This is a genomic window from Pontibacillus sp. HMF3514 (genome assembly GCF_009858175.1).
Lineage (GTDB): Bacteria > Bacillota > Bacilli > Bacillales > BH030062 > Pontibacillus.
This window is the reverse complement of the sequence record NZ_CP047393.1, coordinates 2,267,370-2,286,587: the sequence shown is the minus strand read 5'-3', so window position 1 is coordinate 2,286,587 and position 19,218 is coordinate 2,267,370. Positions and strand designations below refer to the sequence as shown.

Sequence of the window (19,218 nt, the reverse complement as noted above, 5' to 3'; positions counted from 1 at the left end):
ATGAGGGTTATGGAGTTATATGGGTGAAATCTTTATAGGAGTTGGTTATGTGAGTGAGATAGATATTGCGACGACTATATATATTATTTTTATGATTGTAGCGACTTTTGTAAGTTTTAAATACGGTTCGAATATGATTAGAAAAACGGGATTGTTTCTACCGCAAGCCTTAATTGCAGGAACTATCAACTTGGCTTTAGGTTTATTTTCAATAATAGGATGGTTTTTCTTCGCTTGGGGTGTAAATGAATTTCTATTCTTTGGAGGATTAGTTTTAGGCATAGGTTTATTAGTTGTATGTGAAGCTGTTTTGATTACAACCTTATTTTTGAAACGAAAGAAATGGATACAAATTTACAATGAAACCTTTAATTAAAAGAACGGTGATACTTTACTAACGGGTGCCATAGTTGAAGAAAAAATTAGTTATCTTGAATTCAAGCATTCATTAAAAGGGCGCTTAAGTTGGATAACCAACAACAACTTGTTTTAAAAAATCTATTGAGTTCTTGAAAGGAGAGAAAAAATTGGACGATAAAATAAAGAGTTATATATATTCTCTAGTCATTTTCCCTTTAATTTTCTCTTTTATCATTATATTAATTACTCAATCCGATAGATTAGAATAATGTAAGAAGTTTAACTGAATAATTTTTGACTTTGGGCAGACTAAGAATAAAAAGGTGAGGATTATGAAGGTAGGCATAAATTTGTTTGTCTTAATTTTCTTCTTGGTTGGTTGTTCTAATAACTCAGACACTTTTAATTTTTCCCAACTCACAGAGGAACTTGAAAAAGTAGGAGTAGATTTCACAATTATCGAAAACAACGAAAAAGATGAATTCCTTTCTGTTGTACCTAAGTTAATAAAGTTAAATGAAGATTTTATATTGATATATGAATACCAAACAAATAAAGAAATGGAAAAGGATGCTTCTAAGATACACGGGGACGGAAATATTGGACTTGCTCGTATTGAATATATCTCAAGCCCTCATTTTTTCAAAAAAGGAAATATTATCGTTCAATATGTAGGGCGAAATAAAGTGATTTTAAATCAACTAGAGAATATGTTCGGCAATCAATTTGCTGGTCGATAGTTTAGAATAAGTGTGAAAAGGTGTACTAAAACACTTCTGCCATTCTAGATGAAAATTCAGAGGGTACATAGAATTAGTTATGTAAGGTCGCGTTTGTTTAATAACGCGTCTTTTTGTATAGGTATATATTGGAATGAGGTATTGATGGTTTACTGTTGTTTTGAAATAATTGGTTTTAAGAAAAAGAGATGATCCAAAAGAGGGGGGAGACCGATGAAGAGCTGGTTTTTTAAGGGTTTAGCAACTGGAATTGTAGCCCTACTCATTTTTCTGGTTGCTGATATGTATTGGACTATTCAAGAGCTGATTAAAAAAATGGACTCTACACCCATTCCTTATATAAAGTTAACTATATATGGAATGCTTATTGGCATTCTAGTTGAATGGTTTAGCTTAAAAGCAATTTTTCAAGGAAACTTTAAAGTCAATTGGCTTTTTGTTCCTACTTTGTTCTTAATGGTTTTAGCTTTCATACCTGATTATTATTGGTTTTCTTGGTTTGGGGTGGGGAAACCATGGTTTGTATCACCATTTAGATATAGAGAGTCACAAATGGCATTGGATATTATTACAGGGATTTTATTAGTTCGATCCCTAACAAATAATAGATAAAAGTTAAATAATCTTGTGATCGAGCGCATTTCTGGAACAAGGAATGTGCATTATTTTTGTTTAGTTTAGATTTGTTGAATAATAAAGTTGGATATTTATGTTAAAATGAGAGTCGCAATGAAAAGAAATATACTTAAGCTAACTTGCAGGTTAATTACAAGAGTACACATATTAAGGAGGGATAATGCTGTTTTCAGGCTATTTTTTAATTGCTTTACTAGTGTTTATATTATCACATTAAAATAGGTTTTATTCCATTAAGGGCGCAAACCTAGAATAAAGGTGTATGTGCTTCATAGTTGTATATAAAAAAGAGAGAAAAGCCCAATCGGCTTTCCTCTCCTTTAAATATCTAAGAATGATTCGATTCAAACGAAACGGGCTAGTTAAGAAACAGAAAAACCTTCTTCTTCTTTCACTCCATCTTCCTCTGTAAACTCATCAAGCAGAGCACGGACTTCATCGGTGGATTCTGTGCTCATTAATTGATTTCTCAACTCACTCGCTCCCCGGAATCCACGGACGTAAATCTTAAAGAAGCGGCGAAGCGGTTTAAATAGTCGCGGCTCCAACTCTTCAGAATACTTATCATGAAGATCTAATTGTAGTCGCAGAAGGTCAAGGAGTTCTTCGCTCGTATGCTCTTTCTTTTCTGTTTCGAAGCAGAACGGGTTATGGAAAACTCCTCGCCCGATCATCACTCCATCCACTCCGTATTTTTCTACTAGTTCAAGTCCCTTTTGACGGTCAGGGATGTCTCCGTTGATGGTCAGAAGCGTATCAGGCGCTACCTCATCACGAAGTTTCTTGATCTCCGGAATCAGCTCCCAGTGAGCATCGACATTACTCATTTCTTTTTTTGTACGGAGGTGGATAGAAAGGTTGGTAATATCCTGTTCTAGGAGGTGTTTCAACCAGTCGTGCCATTCCTCGACTTCTGTATAACCGAGACGAGTCTTCACACTTACGGGCAGTCCTCCTGCTTTGGCTGCTTGGATGATTTCCGCTGCAACATCCGGACGACGGATCAGGCCACAACCTTTCCCTTTCGTTGCAACATTTGGCGCAGGACAACCCATATTGATATCCACTCCGCGATAACCCATTTCAGCCATACCAATACTCATTTGTCGGAAATATTCCGGCTTATCTCCCCAAATGTGGGCGACGATAGGCTGTTCATCTTCCGTGAACGTCAAACGCCCCCTTACGCTATCTTTTCCTTTCGGATGACAGTAGCTTTCCGTATTCGTAAACTCTGTAAAGAACACGTCAGGTCTCGCAGCTTCACTCACAACATGACGAAAAACGACATCCGTCACGGCTTCCATCGGTGCCAGAACAAAAAACGGCCGCGGCAACTCATGCCAAAAATTATCTTTCATAATATATCTGAACCCTTTCCTTATGTGAAATATATTTTCAAAATTAAAAAGTAAATTGTTTGTTTCTTATCCATGACTAGTTAGACTGGATTTCAACCAGTATATACTTTAATACTATTAAGAGAAATGTGCAAGTGAACATACCGTCTTGTTTTGAAGGAGAGCCTCATTTTCAAGTCTTCCGTTAAAGGGCTCTTTAGTGGAATAAACAAAATGAAAGAGAACTGCAAAACATGCAACGCTTTATTCAATATGCTTATTCTGCTGTATTTTTATTTACAAAAAATAAGCTTTAACCTTTTAAAAAACGCATGTGATTTTCATTATAAAAATCACATGCGTTATAGCTTTTGAATGTCTTACTTGCACCATAATTAACTTAATAGACTGTTAATGAGGTTAGCTACAGCATTCATTATACTATTAAAAAAGTTTGCCACACTGTTCCAGAAGCCCTTGTCATTAATAAGATCTTTTACGCTTGAAGTGATCTCATCGAGCTGCTTTTGAACTTCATTAAAATTAATATTTAAGGAACGAATTTTATTGAATAAATTTGTTAACAACTGACGATCCTCAGCACTTAATTCAATATTTAAGGATTTCAATTGCTCATTAACAATTTGTTCAACTTCCTCTTTAGAAGCGGGGTTTTGCTTGGCAATTTCCTTTTTAATTGCTGATATGAGTTCGCTAACCTGTTCTTGGTTAATCCCAGCATCTTCAGCTAGCTTTGTAGCTACATCTAATTCTTCATTAGCCACTTTCATTCTTTCTTGATCTAGTTTAGCCCCTTTTTCATCGTAAGCTTTGTAGATTCCAGTTAATGCTGAATGTCCTGATACCTTTACAGGAGAGGCGACATCTACTGTTGCATTCTGGACACCTGCAGTAAGCAATGCATTCTTATACATTTCTTTTGTAACTTGAGTGATGTTGTCTGGGGTAACAAGGTTAACTTCTAAGCCGGATCCTTTTTCTTTAGGAGTAATTTTTACTGATGAATACATGCGAGAATTAGGATTTCCATCGATATAGTTTGCAATATCCTTACCATTTACTCGGTATTCATCAATGTTCTCTTGGTTTTGTACCTCTAATAGGTTTCGAACTTCTTTTTCCTGGGCATCTGAAAGCGTGTCACCGTACACAACAATAGGTACCCCAAGTTTTTCATTTATTCCTTCTCCGTCATTTGTTGAGGCGAAGGTTAGTTGATTCCCAATAAATCCAAAGATCATTAGTAAAGAAAGCAAAATAAAAGTGAACCGTTTAAGCATTTTTTCTCACCCTTTATAAAGATTTGTATAAATCTATACCCTTTTTCAAACTATTTTTATCAATAATCAAACTCAGTTGGGCTTTTGTATTACCTTTCGTTTAAATCGATCTAATTATGGGGGCTATTTTAAATTCGGTCCATATTTTGGAATATATGAAGGACAACGTTCAAGATGTATTGAAGTATTTGAAGAGACTAAAAGTGATACAGCTTATGGGAGTAGAAAGTTTACGATTCTTGATATAGATGGCAACGAACTAGGATTTGTTCAAAACGAAGAGTGACAATTATTAAATACTTTTAATCAAACAGGGTTCGATAAAGTCCTAAAACAATATATAGACGAAGGGGGTAAGGTGTATGGGCAAAGCGCTGGAGCGATGATATTTGGTCAAAAGGTCGTTCATCTTGAAGGTGACTTAGATGATGGATTAAATGGAATGGACATGGTTCAACCTTACTCGTTTTGTTGCCACTATAACGAAGATGATGATGCATCTATACAAGAGTATGTTATGAAGAATAATGCTCCAGTTGTTGCTTTATCTGAAGGTGTGGCTTTGAATATGAGTGAAAAAGGAACGAGTGTAGTAGGAGATGTACCTGTTTATGTGTTTAACGGTAAATCCAAGCTAGAAAGAGTTATAGGTTGATTCATATAGAAGTCTTATAAGGGAAAACATCAATGATCTAAAATGAATTAAAAATTGCATCAAAGTAAAACCCTCAATCTAAAATGATATCTCCTTATTAGGTTGAGGGTTTTATATGCCTAATTTGAGAACTTGGAAAAATGCTTGAACTTGTGGCAATTGTCGAGCTGTATCAGAGGTACAGATCCACGTTTTTCGCGTAATAGCTTTCCCTTTTAAATGTAATGGGTGAATCAAATATTCTTGATCATTCAGGTCCTGAATAGCTATTTCAGGTAATACAGCCATTCCAATCCCTTTGGACATGAGTTGTTTACATGTTTCAATTTGATCCACTTTGATCTTTTGAGAGTAAGAGATATTCGAGTTCTGTAAAAACCACTCATTAACAGTTGAGCCATAAGATGAATCTGCTTGAAACTCAATTAAAGGTTTATCTCTTGTATTTTTATTAGATTCTTTCTTTTCGACTAAATATAGCTTATCAGAGAATAATTCCTGGCAGTGTTCTTGTTTGATAGGCTCTCCGCGTATGATACAAATATGAAAATGATCAGGAGCCTGTCTAAACCCTTCACTTAATCCTGTCTCAAGATCGATTTTTACATAAGGATGTTGATTTATGTACGTTTCTAACATTTTAGGTAATACGTATTGACCAATGACAGAAGATACACCAAGTGATAGGGTTCCTCCAATACCTCCTGAATGAATCGATACTTCATCTCGAACTTTTCTTTCTTCACTTATTACTCTGTTAGCAAATTCAACTATTTGTTCTCCTGCTGGTGTTAAAGCTAAGCGTTTATGTGATCTTATAAAAATTTTTTGTCCCCAATGATCCTCGATATGCTTTAAGCGTTGACTCAAAGCTGGTTGTGAGATTAGTAACTCCTTTGCAGCACCTCTTATTGTTCCTGCTTCCTTCAGTGCAACTAAAATTTTTTGATCTTCTACTCTCATAAACATCACCTCCAGAATATAAGTTTTACTTATCAAATTGAATTCAAAATATGTATTATCCTTATTGATTTTTATTATATATACTTTTATTGGAAAGGGAAAGGAGGAGATGAAATGAATAATAAAGTTCTCTACAGTTTAATGATGCTATTTTCTTCTATGAGTGGATCTATGTATATGATTGTGGTGGGCTGGTTGTTATATGAACTTTCAGGAAATGCTTTTTATTCTGGGATGTTAATAGGGATTGGCTTTTTGCCAGGATTAATATTAAACCTTATTTTTGGTGTCATTGTAGATCGTCTAAATCGAAAGAGAATCGCACTTATAGGTCTCAGTATAACTACAGCTGTGTTTTTAATATTTGCAATAACTGCTGAATTGGATATGCTTCATGTTTGGTTATTATTTATGTTTCATCTTATTTTACGATCCGTTCATTCAATGAATCGACCAGCTTTACAAGCGCTTGTAGTTGGTTTGTTTTCAAAGAAAGACTATGCAAAAGTTATCGGAATCTCGACTAGTCTATCTGAATTTGGAATGGTAACAGGAGCGAGTTTAGCAGGAGTATTATTGGCTATTTTACCAGATGCTGAAATCATCCTCATCATAGTGATGTTAAGCAGCCTAGCCATAATCAGTTTATCCATAATTAAAGTAGAAAATGTGAATATAAAAGATACTCCTGTACCTCAACCTTTCCTAACTGATTTAAAAAATGGATATTCTTATTTAAAAAATAATAATATTGTATTGTATTTAATCATAATTGGTTTTGTAGGGCAGTTAACCGTACATTCCAATACAGGCCTTCTTCCAGTTTACACAAACAGTTACTTGGAGACTTCTAGTAAAGTATTTGGTTTGTTAGAAGGTACGTTTTCAATTTCTGCAATCATAGCTGGGATTTTTGCCTCTTGGATGTTAAAGAAATATAAATCCTTTGCAACTGTATATTCTTTACTATTGATTATGGTTGGGTTAAGTATTTTTTCCTTTACCAGGGACGTAACATCTGCTTTTATAGGAATATTTTTTATAGGTCTTGGTACCACGCTATTAAGGGTAAGTACGCAATCATTACAGCAGATGATAACAGAGCCAAATTATCATGGAAGGATGGCAAGTTTTCGCATGTTGATCAATCAAGGATCAGTGGTAGTAGGGAGTCCGATATTAGGATTAATTAGCGAGTATTTTGGGGCTAATCGTGGATATTTGGCGATGATGATCCCAGTTGTCATCATTTTGTTGTTTGCTGTTGTGACTATAAATAAAACAGTGACTCATAAAAGAATAGCAAATGTCTTACAACCTTAATATATTTTTTATTCTGAAACGAAAATTGTGTTAATACGTAGAAATATTTAAGAGAGCTTTAAAGGAGCTCCAGTAAAATAAAAGGGGGGGATGTTTTATGATTGTAGGGTTAGCCTTACTTATAGGTTTTGTGGTAGCAGATTATTATATCTTTCGTTCAATTTTTCGGATGTTATTTGAGGATATGGATGACTTTTTTGAGTGTGTAAAGTTTGATTTTCAGCCTGATCTGTTCTCATTCTTTAAAGGTGAATTAAAAAGAGATTGGGGAGCAGAGTTTCGATTAGGCACATTTTTCTTTTTATGTGGCGCCATTGTGTTTGTTGAATTTCTGATATTGAGAGGGAGCTTTTTATGAAAGTGATGAATGTAGGGGTAGTTCTTCTCATCATAGTGGTTATGGTTTTTCTATATGAACACCAGAAGCCAGTATTAAGTACAAGTGGGGCATTAATTCAAGCTGTGAAGTGCTTAAATGATCCACCAGAGGACTTGGGGATAAGGCCTATGAATATTGAAGTTGATACTTTAACATCAGAACATATTTCGAAGACACATTTAGTGAAGAAAATCGGATTGTGGAATAGTATGACCAACCATAGAGAATGGGAAATAACACTTAAAATTAACGGCAAACACCCAACGGTTATTGTTGATGCTTATACTGGTGAATGCGTAAGTGTTTATGGACCTTTGAGTTAATTTGTACATAAATGTATGAAAACAGAGCTTGGTTTTCAAGCTCTGTTTTTTAAAAAGCGGTGAATTAATACCCAATAATATTTTTAAGTTGCTGTTCATCAAGTTTTTTCAGAAGTTCCGTTACGAGCTTGGCACAGTTCTCAATGTCTTTTTTACTGACCATGGATACATTACTATGGATATATCGAGCAGGAACTCCGATGACGATTGATGGAACGCCTTGTTTAAATAAGTGGAACTTACCAGCGTCAGTTCCGCCACCTGTCATGACATCGATTTGGTAAGGAATATTGTTTTTATCAGCTGTATCGATAACCAGATTACGTAAGCGTGTATTCGGAATCATTGTTGCATCTAAAAATGTTACAAGTGGTCCTGCGCCCAAACTCGGATGCCCTTTGCCAGCTGGTCCATCTTGTGCCACACCTACATCAAGTGCTATAGCAATATCGGGGTTTACTTCGTATGGTGACGTTGCTGCACCTCTTAAGCCAACTTCTTCTTGAACGGTTGCTCCAGCATACACTGTGTTGGGATGATCAATATCTCGGAGTTGTCTCATCACTTCTAATGCAAGATAACATCCGAAGCGGTTGTCTAAAGCTTTTGCTAAAATTGTGTCATGATCAGGCAAAATTTCATACGGACACACGGGAACAATTGGGTCGCCAACGCGAATGCCCCATTCTTTTATTTGATCATTACTACTAGCTCCAACATCTATAAACATCTCTTTAATCGGATAGACTTGATTTTTTTCGACAGGTTTTAATACGTGAGGTGGTTTTGAACCAACTACTCCTGTAAATGTTTTATGTTCTGTAACGACTGAAACGCGTTGAGCAAGGAGCACCTGACTCCACCATCCACCTAATGGAGTGAAACGTAAGTAGCCTTCTTTGGTTACTTCTTGTACCATGAAAGCCACTTCATCCATGTGACCGGCAAGCATAACACTTGGTCCAGATGTAGACCCTTTTTTCTCGCCAAAAATACTCCCAAGATGGTCATGAACTACTTTTCCATCGTGCTTTTTAATTTCACGCTCCATTATTTGACGGATTGCTCCCTCATAACCAGGAGCCCCATTCGCTTCTGTTAGTTCCTTCAAAAGATCCACAGTTGTTCATCCTCCTGTCTTGTTTATATTCATAGGATGATGAGTGTAAAGGAATTTTATTCTTCCTTCTACTAAAGAAAACACTTGTGGTTAATGTTTCCAAAATCAATTTAACCCTTTAAACTTATAATTGTAGGGGTTGTATGGTTAATCAAAGCTAAAAATAAAGGAGAGTTTGATGAGAAGAGTTATTGTAGAACCTTATAATGAGGACTGGGTTCATAAATTTAATGAAGAAAAGAACTTATTACATCATATTTTCGGTGAAGAGCTAGTAGCAATCCATCATATTGGGAGCACTTCTGTGCCTAGGCTGTCTGCCAAGCCAATTATTGATTTGATGCCAGTAGCTAAAAACATAAGGAATATTGATAACTATAATGAGGATATGAAGGATATTGGCTATGAACCAATGGGGGAATTTGGGATCAAAAATAGAAGGTACTTTCGTAAAGGTGGAGAAGATCGAAGCCACCACATTCATGTTTTTCAAGAAGGAAGTCCAGATGTGGAACGTCATTTGGCTTTCAGAGATTATTTACGTACACATGAGGATGTTGCACAACAGTATGGAGAGCTAAAACAAAAACTAGCAAAACAATATCCTCATGATATGGAAGCTTACATCGATGGTAAGGAACAACTGGTGAAAGATATTGAGCAGGAAGCCTTATCTTGGTACATCAAATAAATATACGTCCAACGAATTATTCTGATATAACCTTGAATCTTTGCTTACCTCGAGATTAAAGTACTATAATTGTTACTAATCTACTGATATTTAGAGGAGGTAAAGAATTCATGGCAAATAAATATAATATCGAATCATCAGAATTTCAATCATTAAAGACCGCCTCTAAGAAAATGTTTAAACTGATTACGAATCAATTAAATGTAAATACAGCTTATGTCGCTAGAAGAGGCGACACTGCAATGACGGTTCTTAGTTCATTCAATCAACAAGAAGAAATGGTTCCAGAGGGGTTCTCATTAGAATATAGTGGTACATATTGTCGTTTAGTTATACAAAATGAAAATGAGGCCATAAGTATCGTAAACGGAGCTAAGGATGAACTAACAAGGGAGCTAGAAGTTACATCCGATATAGGAACGAGAGGCTTTTTGGGAGTTACTTTATCAGATGCAAAAGAGAATGTGTTTGGTACGTTATGTGTATTGGATAAAGAGGAGAAAGACTTTAGTAACGAGGATATAGATTATCTTAAGTCTATGGCAGAGGTACTTTCATATATTATTGAACTTGATCAGACGAAATATAATATGGCTTACTTAAGTGTTCCTATAATTCCAATAACCAAAGGGGTTTCTGTTTTATCTATCCAAGGTATTATTGATGAAAATCGAGCTGCGGATATTACAAATACGGTTCTTCAGTATGGTTCTAAACATCAAATGGATTACTTTATTATTGATATGTCTGGTTTAGTCATTTTAGATAATGACTTTCCACCTGTAATCATTACACTTGTGAAATCACTTCAGCTTATGGGAATTGAAACGATTATCACAGGAATATCCCCTGAAATTGCCAAACATGAAGTGAATAATATGCAATTTAAAGAGTTAAATGCGAAAAAGGTTCCTGACCTAGAATCTGCACTAGAGTATATTGGATTTTATTTAGCAGAGAAAGAAGAGAGTAATTAAAGCTGGTAGGTACCAGCTTTTTTTAGATTTATATTTTAGTATGATGGTTAAGAGTACCTTTATAATTTAGGAGGGCATACGTTGAATAATCATCCAAAACATATAATTGCAGTATCGGCGTATATTACAAATGGAGAAGGAGATGCGTTGCTTGTAAAGACACATAATCGCTCAGATACATGGGAATCTCCGGGTGGTCAAGTAGAAGAGGGGGAAGCCCTCGACAAAGCAGTCTATCGAGAAGTTTTTGAAGAAACGGGGGTTAAAATTAATGTCTTAGGAATAACAGGAATTTACTATAATGCCACCAAGCATTTAATGTCAGTTGTTTTTAAGGCAAATGTTGATAGTGGTCTGTTAAATATTCAACCTGAAGAAATTAAAGAAGCTGCATTCGTTCCGCTAAGTGAAGAGAATATTAATGAATATATTACACGTCCGCACATGAAGTCTCGCACATTAGATGCGATGAATGCCGACAATTACATACCATATGAAACTTGGGAAGTTAATCCTTATCAGATGATGGGCAGGTTAGATCCTTAAGATTGTAATCTGTATTTATGGTCTAGAATTGTCGTTTCACATTGATCGAGGAATTCATGTAAGTTTGGATGAGTATTTGAACGAATTTCAAGTAAAATATTAAATAGGATTTCATAGATACTGTTATAACTCACATCCTCTTTAAATGTTCTAAACCCAAGCTTATGAATATCCTTCAAAGCTTCTGAGTTTCCTCTTAAGTAATACTTCAAGTTTAGAATCCAAAGTTTTAATAAGTGTTCGTAAAAATCATTTCGTATGTTTTGAATAGAAGAAACATGAGGGTTAGCCATACATTGAATATCAATTAGCCAAAATATAGGCGTACCTTTTATTACATAAGATTGGACATATTGATCGGGCAGAAGACTAGGGCTCCAATCGAAAAATAGCACATCAAAATGACTTCGCATAATAGCAGGTACTTCTAATGAAAATTTACCGTTATCATATCCAGATACATCTACACCAATATCGATATCCGAGTAAGGATCGATATTGGTGTTTTTATGTAGGCTGCCTCTTAAGAAGACATTTTGTACCTTTGGGTGAGATTGGAATAGGTTTATGGTTTTAATAGCAATATCCATTCTTTTGTCCATTTTATATCTCCTTTTGTTACTTCTTCAAAACCATTTCAATCCGTTCATTCATTTCATCCTTATCTAATGTTTCAAAAAATCCAATTCGGTTCCCCCAAGGGTCTGAAAAAGTCCCCCATTTTACAGGTACTTCTTTTCTAGAATGAACTTCAAAGGGTTCAGCTCCATACTCATTCACCATACGATTCCTTTCAGCTTCTATGTCTGTGACACCGAGGCGAAGCGGTCCATTCCCTGGGGTAGGGGTGCCTTCAGCAACTTGTAACCAGCAGCCAGGGATGATTTCCCACTCTGCAAAACCCTCATGTGGTATAAAATCTGGCTTTCTTTGAAAAAGGCCCTCATACCATGCCTGTCCATTTGTTATATCCGTTACTCTAAATTGGATGGTCATTTCATATATCATGGTTATTCCTCCTTACTACTCACTGATATTTTCTATCAAAAGGAAGAGGTTTCCTTCCTATTTATAATATAAGCTTCTATAGGTATGACGAGGTATAGATGATTCATTTAATGGTCAATATGATTTGTAAGCCAAAGAAGTTACGAAATATAGGAGTTGTCACTATGAGGAGTACGATGAAAATTTCATTAATAAGTCTTTACATCATGATCTTATTAGGGTGTTCAGTGAATAAGGGTGTGGAGTCTAGTAGTTATCAAGGGGATTATGCAGATGCTTATGTAAAAATAGAGGCGGAAGCGACTTTGAAAAGAGAAGAAAATGAATACGAAGTTCATGTAAATATTGAAAATAGATCTGAACATGATGTTCAACTGGTATATGAGTGTGGGGAGCTGATTCGATATGAAGGTAGGCCAGAACAAATAGATTGTACCAATATTTATTCTGAAGGTCTCGAGTCGGAGAAAGTAAAGGAATTGACTTCTCTAATCCCTTCAGAAAGGCTTAATATTTCCAATAATATGATGCTAATTAAGATTATCTATGAGTTAGGTGTAGGAAAGGGGAGGACGGTGGTTGGTATTCCGCTTAACCCTCCAACAAATACAAAGTAAACAGGAGCACTTCACGAATGGCTCCTGTTCTTCGTTAATTATCCATCCAAACTGCTCTCGTAATGGGTTCAGGGTAAGCCTCTAACCAATTCCACCAAGCTGAAGCATTTCCATTAAACTGATAATACACCGTAGAGACCTCTGGATAATTGAATACAGCGCGATGTAATTCTATAGATAGTTTCCCTTTTTCAGCTGATGTGGGGGAGGGAATTGTATCTCTAAAATCTTTGAAATCTATTATGGCTGTTCCATCCTCTGTTATAGACACTCCGTTCAGCATGCCTGTTGTTTTCTCAGAGAAAATAGTATCTTGTTTTGTTCCTCTTAAAACTTGAAGTAAATCATTTTTTAGATCCGGGAAAGGTTTTCCCACGTACTTAATATCGAATCCTATCTCTTCTAATAGAGCATTTTCTTCTTCTTCGGCAGTTTTATTATGAATAGCATCAGGTGAAGATGAAGAAACCTCAGTCCCTTTAGTTGGCTGTGTTGCAGTATGGAGAACATTATTTTCTATAAAATCAGAAGTTAGAACCCAAATAATCAATAATGCACATACAACAATTCCAGTAATCTTTTTCATATAATACAACATCACCTCAAAAAAAGGATAGATATCGCAACATTATGCTTTATCTATCCGCTTTATACATGTTTATTTTAGCTGCTCATTAAATTCTTTCCCTTTTTGAACGTATGTATCAATGGATAGCTGAATAAGTTCAAAATCTTGTTCATTTAATTCGCGCACGACTTTTCCTGGTGAACCTAGAATAAGCGAACGAGGGGGATACTTTTTACCTGGTGAAATGAGGGTGTTAGCTCCAATTATGCATTCTTCTCCAATTTCAGCTCCATCTAAAATGGTAGAACCCATACCAATAATAGAACGGTTTCCCACATTGCAGCCATGCAAAATAACATTATGACCTACTGTTACTTCATCACCCACATTCAAAGGAGATCCTTCATATAAATGACAGGTAGCATTATCTTGAATACTTGTTCTCTTACCAATCTTAATCGGTGCCTCGTCACCTCGTAATACAGCGTTAAACCATATGGTAGATTCTTCTCCGATCTCAACATCACCTATGATGTGGGCACCAGGAGCTACAAAAACCGATGAATCTACTTTAGGCATAATTTGATTATAAGGATAGAGCATAGAAATCCTCCTCTAATTGTGTTAATTTTGTTAATAGTATAACACTTATCATACGAGGTGAGAATAATATGAATGATTTATGTCAGGCTTTACATATTAAGTATCCAATTATGCAAGGTGGTATGGGAAATATCAGTAATGCACCATTAACTGCAGCAGTTTCGAATGCGGGAGGTCTTGGTACGATTGGTGTTGGAACCATGACTCCAGCTGAAGTAGAAAAGATTATACAAGATACGAAAGAACGAACGGATCAACCTTTTGCTGTAAATATTCCTCTTAATGTTACACCTTATCGTGAGGAAATGATTCTATTAGTAGCCAAACATAATGTGCCAGTTGTATCCCTGTCAGCTGGGAACCCAGCTCCTTTTATTCATTATTTTCATGAACATGGAATCAAGGTCATAACGGTTGTTGCCTCAAAAAGGCAGGCCTATAAAGCAGAGCAAGCTGGAGCTGATGTTATTGTTGCAGAAGGGTATGAAGCTGCGGGAATTAATTCAAACTTTGAAACAACGACACTTACGTTAATTCCTCAAATTGTGGAAACGGTAAATATTCCTGTTGTAGCAGCAGGAGGAATTGGAGATGGAAAGGGGATTGCTGCAATGCTTTCTCTTGGAGCAAGCGGTGTTCAAATGGGTACTAGATTTATCGCTACCCAAGAAGCTCCATTTCATGATGCTTACAAACAAGAATTAATAAATGCAGATGATACAAAAACTGTAATTGTCGGGAGAAGTGTTGGTAAAGTTCGCAGAGTGATGAAGACACCTTATGCAGAAAAACTTTTAACATATGAACGTGAAGGAGTTTCTGAAGATGAATTTCAAACTCTAACGTCTGAAGACTATCACAAAATTGGAGCATTAGAAGGAAGGTTAGAGGAAGGCTTTATAAATGGCGGACAAATTTCGGGTCTTCTAAAGGATATACCAACTGTTCAGGAATTACTAGATGGAATGATGGATGATGTAAAACAACAAATTGAAAAGGTTCACTCAAATTTAATGAAGTTCTCATAGGTTTTTGAGAAAAGGGCAGGGCATAAATAAAACGCTCTGCTCTTTTTTTATTACATAAACAACGTTCATCGTTAAAATATCGTAATATACATTGAACTAAATTCTGTATCATTACTTCATTATCCTAAGACACTTAACCACTTTAAAAGATTGATGTACTGCAATTTATATTCTTATTTATACCTTTAATCTTATTTCAATTTTTTGAAAATTAATTGACAGAATATTAAAGCTGATGATAACATAACGATATAATTACGTTGGTCTGTGCATGTATCATATAACTGTAGATCAACATTATTAAAAGGTTAATTTTGAAAACGCTTGCATATAAAGTTAAACAAAATATAAGAATGAGTAGTTGCATTTGAGCATACCTATTTAATGGTAATAGAAGGGGGATTTCAATGAAGCCAGGAATGGAAGTTGGACAGACAGCCACTATCACAGCCCAAGTCACTGAAGATATGTTTGCGCAGTTTGAAGGTAATGTAGTTCATGAAGCATACTCAACGGTTTCAATGGTCTATCACATGGAGTGGGCTGCTAGACAAATCATCCTCCCATACATAGAAGATCATGAGGAAGGGATTGGAGCTGCAGTTTCTGTTAAGCATGTCGCACCAACTGCGGTTGGAACCAATGTTTATGTAACTGCGACACTAACCGAACTAAAGAATAATGTCATTATTACAGAGGTTGAAGCTAAGAACGATAAAGGTGTGATAGGTGCAGGAAAAGTCACACAGGCTATATTACCGAAAGAAGAGATTCATAAAAAACTAGCAGAGAGCGATAACTAATCTTGCTAGTTTTCTAGTTTAATATAGGGGTGTCTTTTATGGATATTTTTGAGAAGTTTTATGAACATGAACAGGTCGTTTTCTGTAACGATCCTGATACAGGTTTGAAAGCCATTATTGCCATACATAATACAACACTTGGACCTGCACTTGGTGGCTGTCGTATGCGACCGTATAACAGTGTAGATGAGGCTTTGCAAGATGTACTAAGACTATCAAAAGGTATGACCTATAAATGTGCAGCTTCGGACGTGGATTTTGGAGGCGGGAAATCTGTTATTATCGGTGATCCTGAAAAAGACCGTTCTCCTGAACTTTTTAGAGCTTTTGGACAATTTGTTGAGTCGTTAAATGGACGCTTTTACACCGGTACAGACATGGGGACTACACCGGAAGATTTCGTACATGCGTTAAAAGAAACTAACTGTATTGTAGGAGTGCCAGAAGAGTATGGAGGTCACGGTGATTCATCTGTTCCTACCGCTCTTGGTGTCATGTATGGAATCCAAGCTACGAATGAAGCTGTTTGGGGAAGTAGCTCTGTAAAAGGTAAAACCTATGCCATTCAAGGACTTGGAAAAGTCGGCGGTAAAGTAGCCCTGCGCTTGTTAGAAGAAGGGGCAGATCTTTATGTTTGTGACATTAATCAACATGCCATTGATGAGGTAGTCACGAAAGGTAAAGAAATGAATCGCTCTGTTCATGTTGTTAACGGAGATGAGATTTATAAGGCAGATGCTGATGTATTCGTACCGTGTGCATTTGGTGGTGTGATTAATGATGAAACACTAGAATCACTTCAAGTAAAAGCTGTAGTAGGATCAGCGAATAACCAGCTTCTAGATGACAAGCACGGAAGGGTTCTTCATGAGAAAGGGATTCTTTATGCACCGGACTATATTGTAAATAGTGGTGGTTTAATACAAGTGTCTGATGAGTTGTATGAGCCAAATCGCGAACGTGTGTTAACCAAAACTAAGGCGATCTATAATTCACTCTTATCCATCTATGAACAATCTGAAAATCTAGATATACCGACTGTTGATGCCGCAAATAAGTTTTGTGAAACACGAATGGGAGCACGTAGTCGTAGAAATAACTTTTTCTCACATCAAAAACGACCAAAATGGACGATTCGTTCATAGGAAGGGGAGACATTCATGGAAAATCAATTTCCAATGAAGCAATGGATTGATGAAGAAGGAAATGTTGTATCGGAAGAGTTTCAGGAGAACGTTACAGAGGATTTAGTTAAACAGATTTATCGTCAATTAGTTCGTATTCGTACATTTGACCGTAAGTGTATTAGTTTACAGCGTCAAGGCCGTATTGGTACATATGCGCCATTTGAGGGCCAAGAAGGAGCCCAAGTTGGAAGTGCTTATGCATTAGAGGATGATGATTGGATGTATCCAACCTATCGTGATCACGGAGCAACAATGACGTTTGGCCACTCCTTGAAAAATATCTTAGCTTATTGGAATGGCCGTAATGAAGCGTGTGTACCACCTGAAGGCAGACATATTTTCCCACCAGCTGTTCCAATCGCAACCCAGTTACCTCATGCAGCAGGTACAGCTTTTGCTGAGAAAAGAAAAGGAACGAAGAATGCGGTCATCTGTTATTTCGGTGATGGTGCAACATCTGAAGGGGACTTTCATGAAGGAATGAACATGGCGAGTGTCCTTCAAGCTCCTGTTGTGTATTTCAACCAAAACAACAATTTCGCAATATCCGTTCATATATCAAAACAAATGCGTTCGAAAACCATTGCACAAAAGGCGTTATCCTATGACATGCCTTCTGTACGTGTAGACGGAAATGATGTTTTTGCTGTTTATTTTGAAACGCAAAAAGCTTTAGACCGTGCTCGTAACGGGGAAGGGCCAAGCTTAATTGAAGCTGTAACATGGCGCTATGGTGCACATACAACAGCTGATGATCCTACAAAGTATCGTGATCAGAAAGAAAGTGATACACGTCGTGAAAAAGGAGACCCCATCCTTCGTGTTGAGCTATATATGAAAAAACAAGGCCTCTATGACGAAGCTTGGGTCAAGCAGATGAAAGAAGAAATCTCTAAAGAAATCGATCAAGCAGTTCAAGAGATGGAAGCTATGCCTGAAGCGAATCCAGAGGACCTTTTCGACTATGTATTTGAAAAACCAACTTGGACGATTGAAGAACAGAAAAAAGCCTATTTTGCTTCATTAGAAAGAGGTGGCATGTAATGTCAACAGCTGTTAAGACGAATACATTAACCCTTGTTCAAGCGGTAACGGATGGTATGCGTACGATGTTACGTGAGCATGATGATGTGCTTGTATTAGGTGAAGACGTTGGCGTTAATGGAGGCGTATTCCGTGCAACAGATGGGTTGCAAAGTGAATTTGGAGAAACACGCGTTATGGACACTCCATTAAGTGAAGCAGGTTTTACAGGAGCAGCAATTGGTATGGCTGTAAATGGATTGAGACCTGTTGTTGAAATTCAATTCCTAGGATTTGTTTATCCAGCATACGAGCAAATCATGACACACGCTTCTAGAATTCGTGCACGTACAATGGGACACTATTCTGTGCCGATGGTTATTCGTGCGCCTTATGGAGCGGGTGTTCGTGCACCTGAAATTCATTCGGACTCGATTGAAGCACTTTTCACTCATATGCCAGGAATTAAAGTGGTTTGTCCTTCCTCACCATATGATGCAAAAGGTCTTTTAGTGGCAAGTATTGAAGATCCAGATCCGGTTATTTTCCTAGAGCCAATGAAAAGTTATCGTTCCTCACGTGAAGAAGTTCCAGAGGATAAGTACACCGTTGAAATTGGGAAAGGCAAACGTGTGATGGAAGGTGACGATGTCAGTATTTTCGCTTGGGGTGCAATGGTACCAGTCGCTGAAAAAGCTGCAAAAGAAATGGCTGAGCAAGGCGTAACGTGTGATGTTATTGATTTACGTACACTTTACCCACTTGATAAAGATTTGATTGCTGAATCTGTACAGAAAACAGGACGTACCGTTATTTTACACGAAGCGCACCGCACTGGTGGTGTTGGTTGTGAGATCCAATCGATTATCAATGATACATCTTTCCTTTATCAAAAAGCACCGGTTGAATATGTGACAGGGTTTGATACACCGGTTCCATTCTTTGCTTATGAGGATCACTATTTACCGACATCAAATCGCGTTGTTCAAGCGATTCAAAAGGTTGTTAACTTTTAATCGAAAGGGTG

The 19,218-nt window shown here is 36.7% G+C and carries 23 protein-coding genes and 1 pseudogene; 16 read left to right on the top strand and 8 right to left on the bottom strand.

What is annotated here, in order from left to right; all coding sequences use genetic code 11:
* The first annotated feature begins 49 nt into the window (after positions 1–49).
* The 3 genes from GS400_RS11890 (at position 50) to GS400_RS11880 (ending at position 1,712) form a co-directional block, all read left to right on the top strand.
* A complete protein-coding gene (locus tag GS400_RS11890; protein WP_160104607.1) occupies positions 50–376 on the top strand; it encodes a hypothetical protein in 327 nt (108 codons plus the stop codon).
* A 316-nt stretch (positions 377–692) separates the two neighbouring features.
* Complete coding sequence (locus GS400_RS11885) at positions 693–1,100, top strand: hypothetical protein (RefSeq protein WP_160102062.1); 408 nt, start codon at positions 693–695, stop codon at positions 1,098–1,100.
* Between the two features lie 213 nt (positions 1,101–1,313).
* The gene (locus GS400_RS11880) at positions 1,314–1,712 is read left to right on the top strand and encodes a hypothetical protein (RefSeq protein ID WP_160102060.1); all 399 of its coding nucleotides are present in this window, start codon (positions 1,314–1,316) and stop codon (positions 1,710–1,712) included.
* A gap of 386 nt (positions 1,713–2,098) precedes the next feature.
* Here GS400_RS11880 and GS400_RS11875 read toward each other — a convergent pair whose 3' ends face one another.
* The gene (locus GS400_RS11875) at positions 2,099–3,097 is read right to left on the bottom strand and encodes a tRNA dihydrouridine synthase (RefSeq protein WP_160102058.1); all 999 of its coding nucleotides are present in this window, start codon (positions 3,095–3,097) and stop codon (positions 2,099–2,101) included.
* A 374-nt stretch (positions 3,098–3,471) separates the two neighbouring features.
* A complete protein-coding gene (locus GS400_RS11870; RefSeq protein ID WP_160102056.1) occupies positions 3,472–4,377 on the bottom strand; it encodes a DUF1002 domain-containing protein in 906 nt (301 codons plus the stop codon).
* 298 nt (positions 4,378–4,675) lie between these two features.
* Between GS400_RS11870 and GS400_RS11865 the strand changes: the two are divergent.
* Positions 4,676–5,032, top strand: a pseudogene (locus GS400_RS11865) (Type 1 glutamine amidotransferase-like domain-containing protein); the annotation flags it as partial.
* Positions 5,033–5,143: 111 nt separating this feature from the next.
* On the opposite strand, the gene GS400_RS11860 reads toward GS400_RS11865, so the two are convergent.
* Positions 5,144–5,995, bottom strand: a complete 852-nt coding sequence (locus GS400_RS11860; RefSeq protein ID WP_160102054.1) for a LysR family transcriptional regulator — start codon at positions 5,993–5,995, stop codon at positions 5,144–5,146.
* 114 nt (positions 5,996–6,109) lie between these two features.
* Here GS400_RS11860 and GS400_RS11855 point away from each other — a divergent pair, with 114 nt between their 5' ends.
* The 3 genes from GS400_RS11855 (at position 6,110) to GS400_RS11845 (ending at position 8,020) form a co-directional block, all read left to right on the top strand.
* Entirely contained in the window at positions 6,110–7,318 is a 1,209-nt protein-coding gene (locus GS400_RS11855) for an MFS transporter (RefSeq protein ID WP_160102052.1), read from the top strand.
* A gap of 97 nt (positions 7,319–7,415) precedes the next feature.
* Positions 7,416–7,676 carry a hypothetical protein gene (locus GS400_RS11850; RefSeq protein WP_160102050.1) on the top strand — a complete coding sequence of 87 codons (261 nt, stop codon included), beginning with the start codon at positions 7,416–7,418 and terminating at the stop codon, positions 7,674–7,676.
* 41 nt (positions 7,677–7,717) lie between these two features.
* Positions 7,718–8,020, top strand: coding sequence for a PepSY domain-containing protein (locus tag GS400_RS11845; protein ID WP_236560902.1), 303 nt, complete (start codon positions 7,718–7,720; stop codon positions 8,018–8,020).
* 64 nt (positions 8,021–8,084) lie between these two features.
* Here the strand turns inward: GS400_RS11845 and GS400_RS11840 are convergent, their stop codons facing one another.
* Entirely contained in the window at positions 8,085–9,140 is a 1,056-nt protein-coding gene (locus GS400_RS11840; RefSeq protein ID WP_236560899.1) for a M42 family metallopeptidase, read from the bottom strand.
* A 178-nt stretch (positions 9,141–9,318) separates the two neighbouring features.
* Here GS400_RS11840 and GS400_RS11835 point away from each other — a divergent pair, with 178 nt between their 5' ends.
* From GS400_RS11835 to GS400_RS11825, 3 genes are all read left to right on the top strand, one after another.
* Positions 9,319–9,831, top strand: coding sequence for a GrpB family protein (locus tag GS400_RS11835; protein WP_160102046.1), 513 nt, complete (start codon positions 9,319–9,321; stop codon positions 9,829–9,831).
* A gap of 110 nt (positions 9,832–9,941) precedes the next feature.
* Positions 9,942–10,808 carry an STAS domain-containing protein gene (locus GS400_RS11830; protein WP_160102044.1) on the top strand — a complete coding sequence of 289 codons (867 nt, stop codon included), beginning with the start codon at positions 9,942–9,944 and terminating at the stop codon, positions 10,806–10,808.
* A gap of 81 nt (positions 10,809–10,889) precedes the next feature.
* Complete coding sequence (locus GS400_RS11825; RefSeq protein ID WP_160102042.1) at positions 10,890–11,354, top strand: NUDIX hydrolase; 465 nt, start codon at positions 10,890–10,892, stop codon at positions 11,352–11,354.
* Here the strand turns inward: GS400_RS11825 and GS400_RS11820 are convergent.
* Together GS400_RS11820 and GS400_RS11815 are read right to left on the bottom strand one after the other, a co-directional pair.
* A complete protein-coding gene (locus tag GS400_RS11820; protein ID WP_160102040.1) occupies positions 11,351–11,956 on the bottom strand; it encodes a hypothetical protein in 606 nt (201 codons plus the stop codon). The genes GS400_RS11825 and GS400_RS11820 overlap by 4 nt on opposite strands.
* Before the next feature lie 16 nt (positions 11,957–11,972).
* Positions 11,973–12,362, bottom strand: coding sequence for a VOC family protein (locus GS400_RS11815; protein WP_160102038.1), 390 nt, complete (start codon positions 12,360–12,362; stop codon positions 11,973–11,975).
* A gap of 176 nt (positions 12,363–12,538) precedes the next feature.
* Here GS400_RS11815 and GS400_RS11810 point away from each other — a divergent pair, with 176 nt between their 5' ends.
* Positions 12,539–12,979 (top strand): hypothetical protein, encoded by a 441-nt coding sequence (locus tag GS400_RS11810; protein WP_160102036.1) that lies wholly within the window; start codon positions 12,539–12,541, stop codon positions 12,977–12,979.
* Positions 12,980–13,013: 34 nt separating this feature from the next.
* Here GS400_RS11810 and GS400_RS11805 read toward each other — a convergent pair whose 3' ends face one another.
* A complete protein-coding gene (locus GS400_RS11805; protein ID WP_160102034.1) occupies positions 13,014–13,565 on the bottom strand; it encodes a hypothetical protein in 552 nt (183 codons plus the stop codon).
* Between the two features lie 72 nt (positions 13,566–13,637).
* Complete coding sequence (locus tag GS400_RS11800) at positions 13,638–14,150, bottom strand: gamma carbonic anhydrase family protein (RefSeq protein WP_160102032.1); 513 nt, start codon at positions 14,148–14,150, stop codon at positions 13,638–13,640.
* 68 nt (positions 14,151–14,218) lie between these two features.
* Between GS400_RS11800 and GS400_RS11795 the strand changes: the two genes are divergently transcribed.
* The 5 genes from GS400_RS11795 (at position 14,219) to GS400_RS11775 (ending at position 19,207) form a co-directional block, all read left to right on the top strand.
* Positions 14,219–15,178: an NAD(P)H-dependent flavin oxidoreductase gene (locus GS400_RS11795; protein WP_160102030.1), complete on the top strand. Its 960-nt coding sequence runs from the start codon at positions 14,219–14,221 to the stop codon at positions 15,176–15,178.
* A gap of 407 nt (positions 15,179–15,585) precedes the next feature.
* Complete coding sequence (locus GS400_RS11790; RefSeq protein ID WP_160102029.1) at positions 15,586–15,981, top strand: thioesterase family protein; 396 nt, start codon at positions 15,586–15,588, stop codon at positions 15,979–15,981.
* A gap of 38 nt (positions 15,982–16,019) precedes the next feature.
* Positions 16,020–17,126 (top strand): Leu/Phe/Val dehydrogenase, encoded by a 1,107-nt coding sequence (locus tag GS400_RS11785; RefSeq protein ID WP_160102027.1) that lies wholly within the window; start codon positions 16,020–16,022, stop codon positions 17,124–17,126.
* A 15-nt stretch (positions 17,127–17,141) separates the two neighbouring features.
* Positions 17,142–18,212, top strand: a complete 1,071-nt coding sequence (pdhA, locus tag GS400_RS11780) for a pyruvate dehydrogenase (acetyl-transferring) E1 component subunit alpha (protein ID WP_160102025.1) — start codon at positions 17,142–17,144, stop codon at positions 18,210–18,212.
* Positions 18,212–19,207: an alpha-ketoacid dehydrogenase subunit beta gene (locus GS400_RS11775; RefSeq protein ID WP_160102023.1), complete on the top strand. Its 996-nt coding sequence runs from the start codon at positions 18,212–18,214 to the stop codon at positions 19,205–19,207. The genes pdhA and GS400_RS11775 overlap by 1 nt, the downstream gene beginning before the upstream one ends.
* Positions 19,208–19,218: the final 11 nt, after the last annotated feature.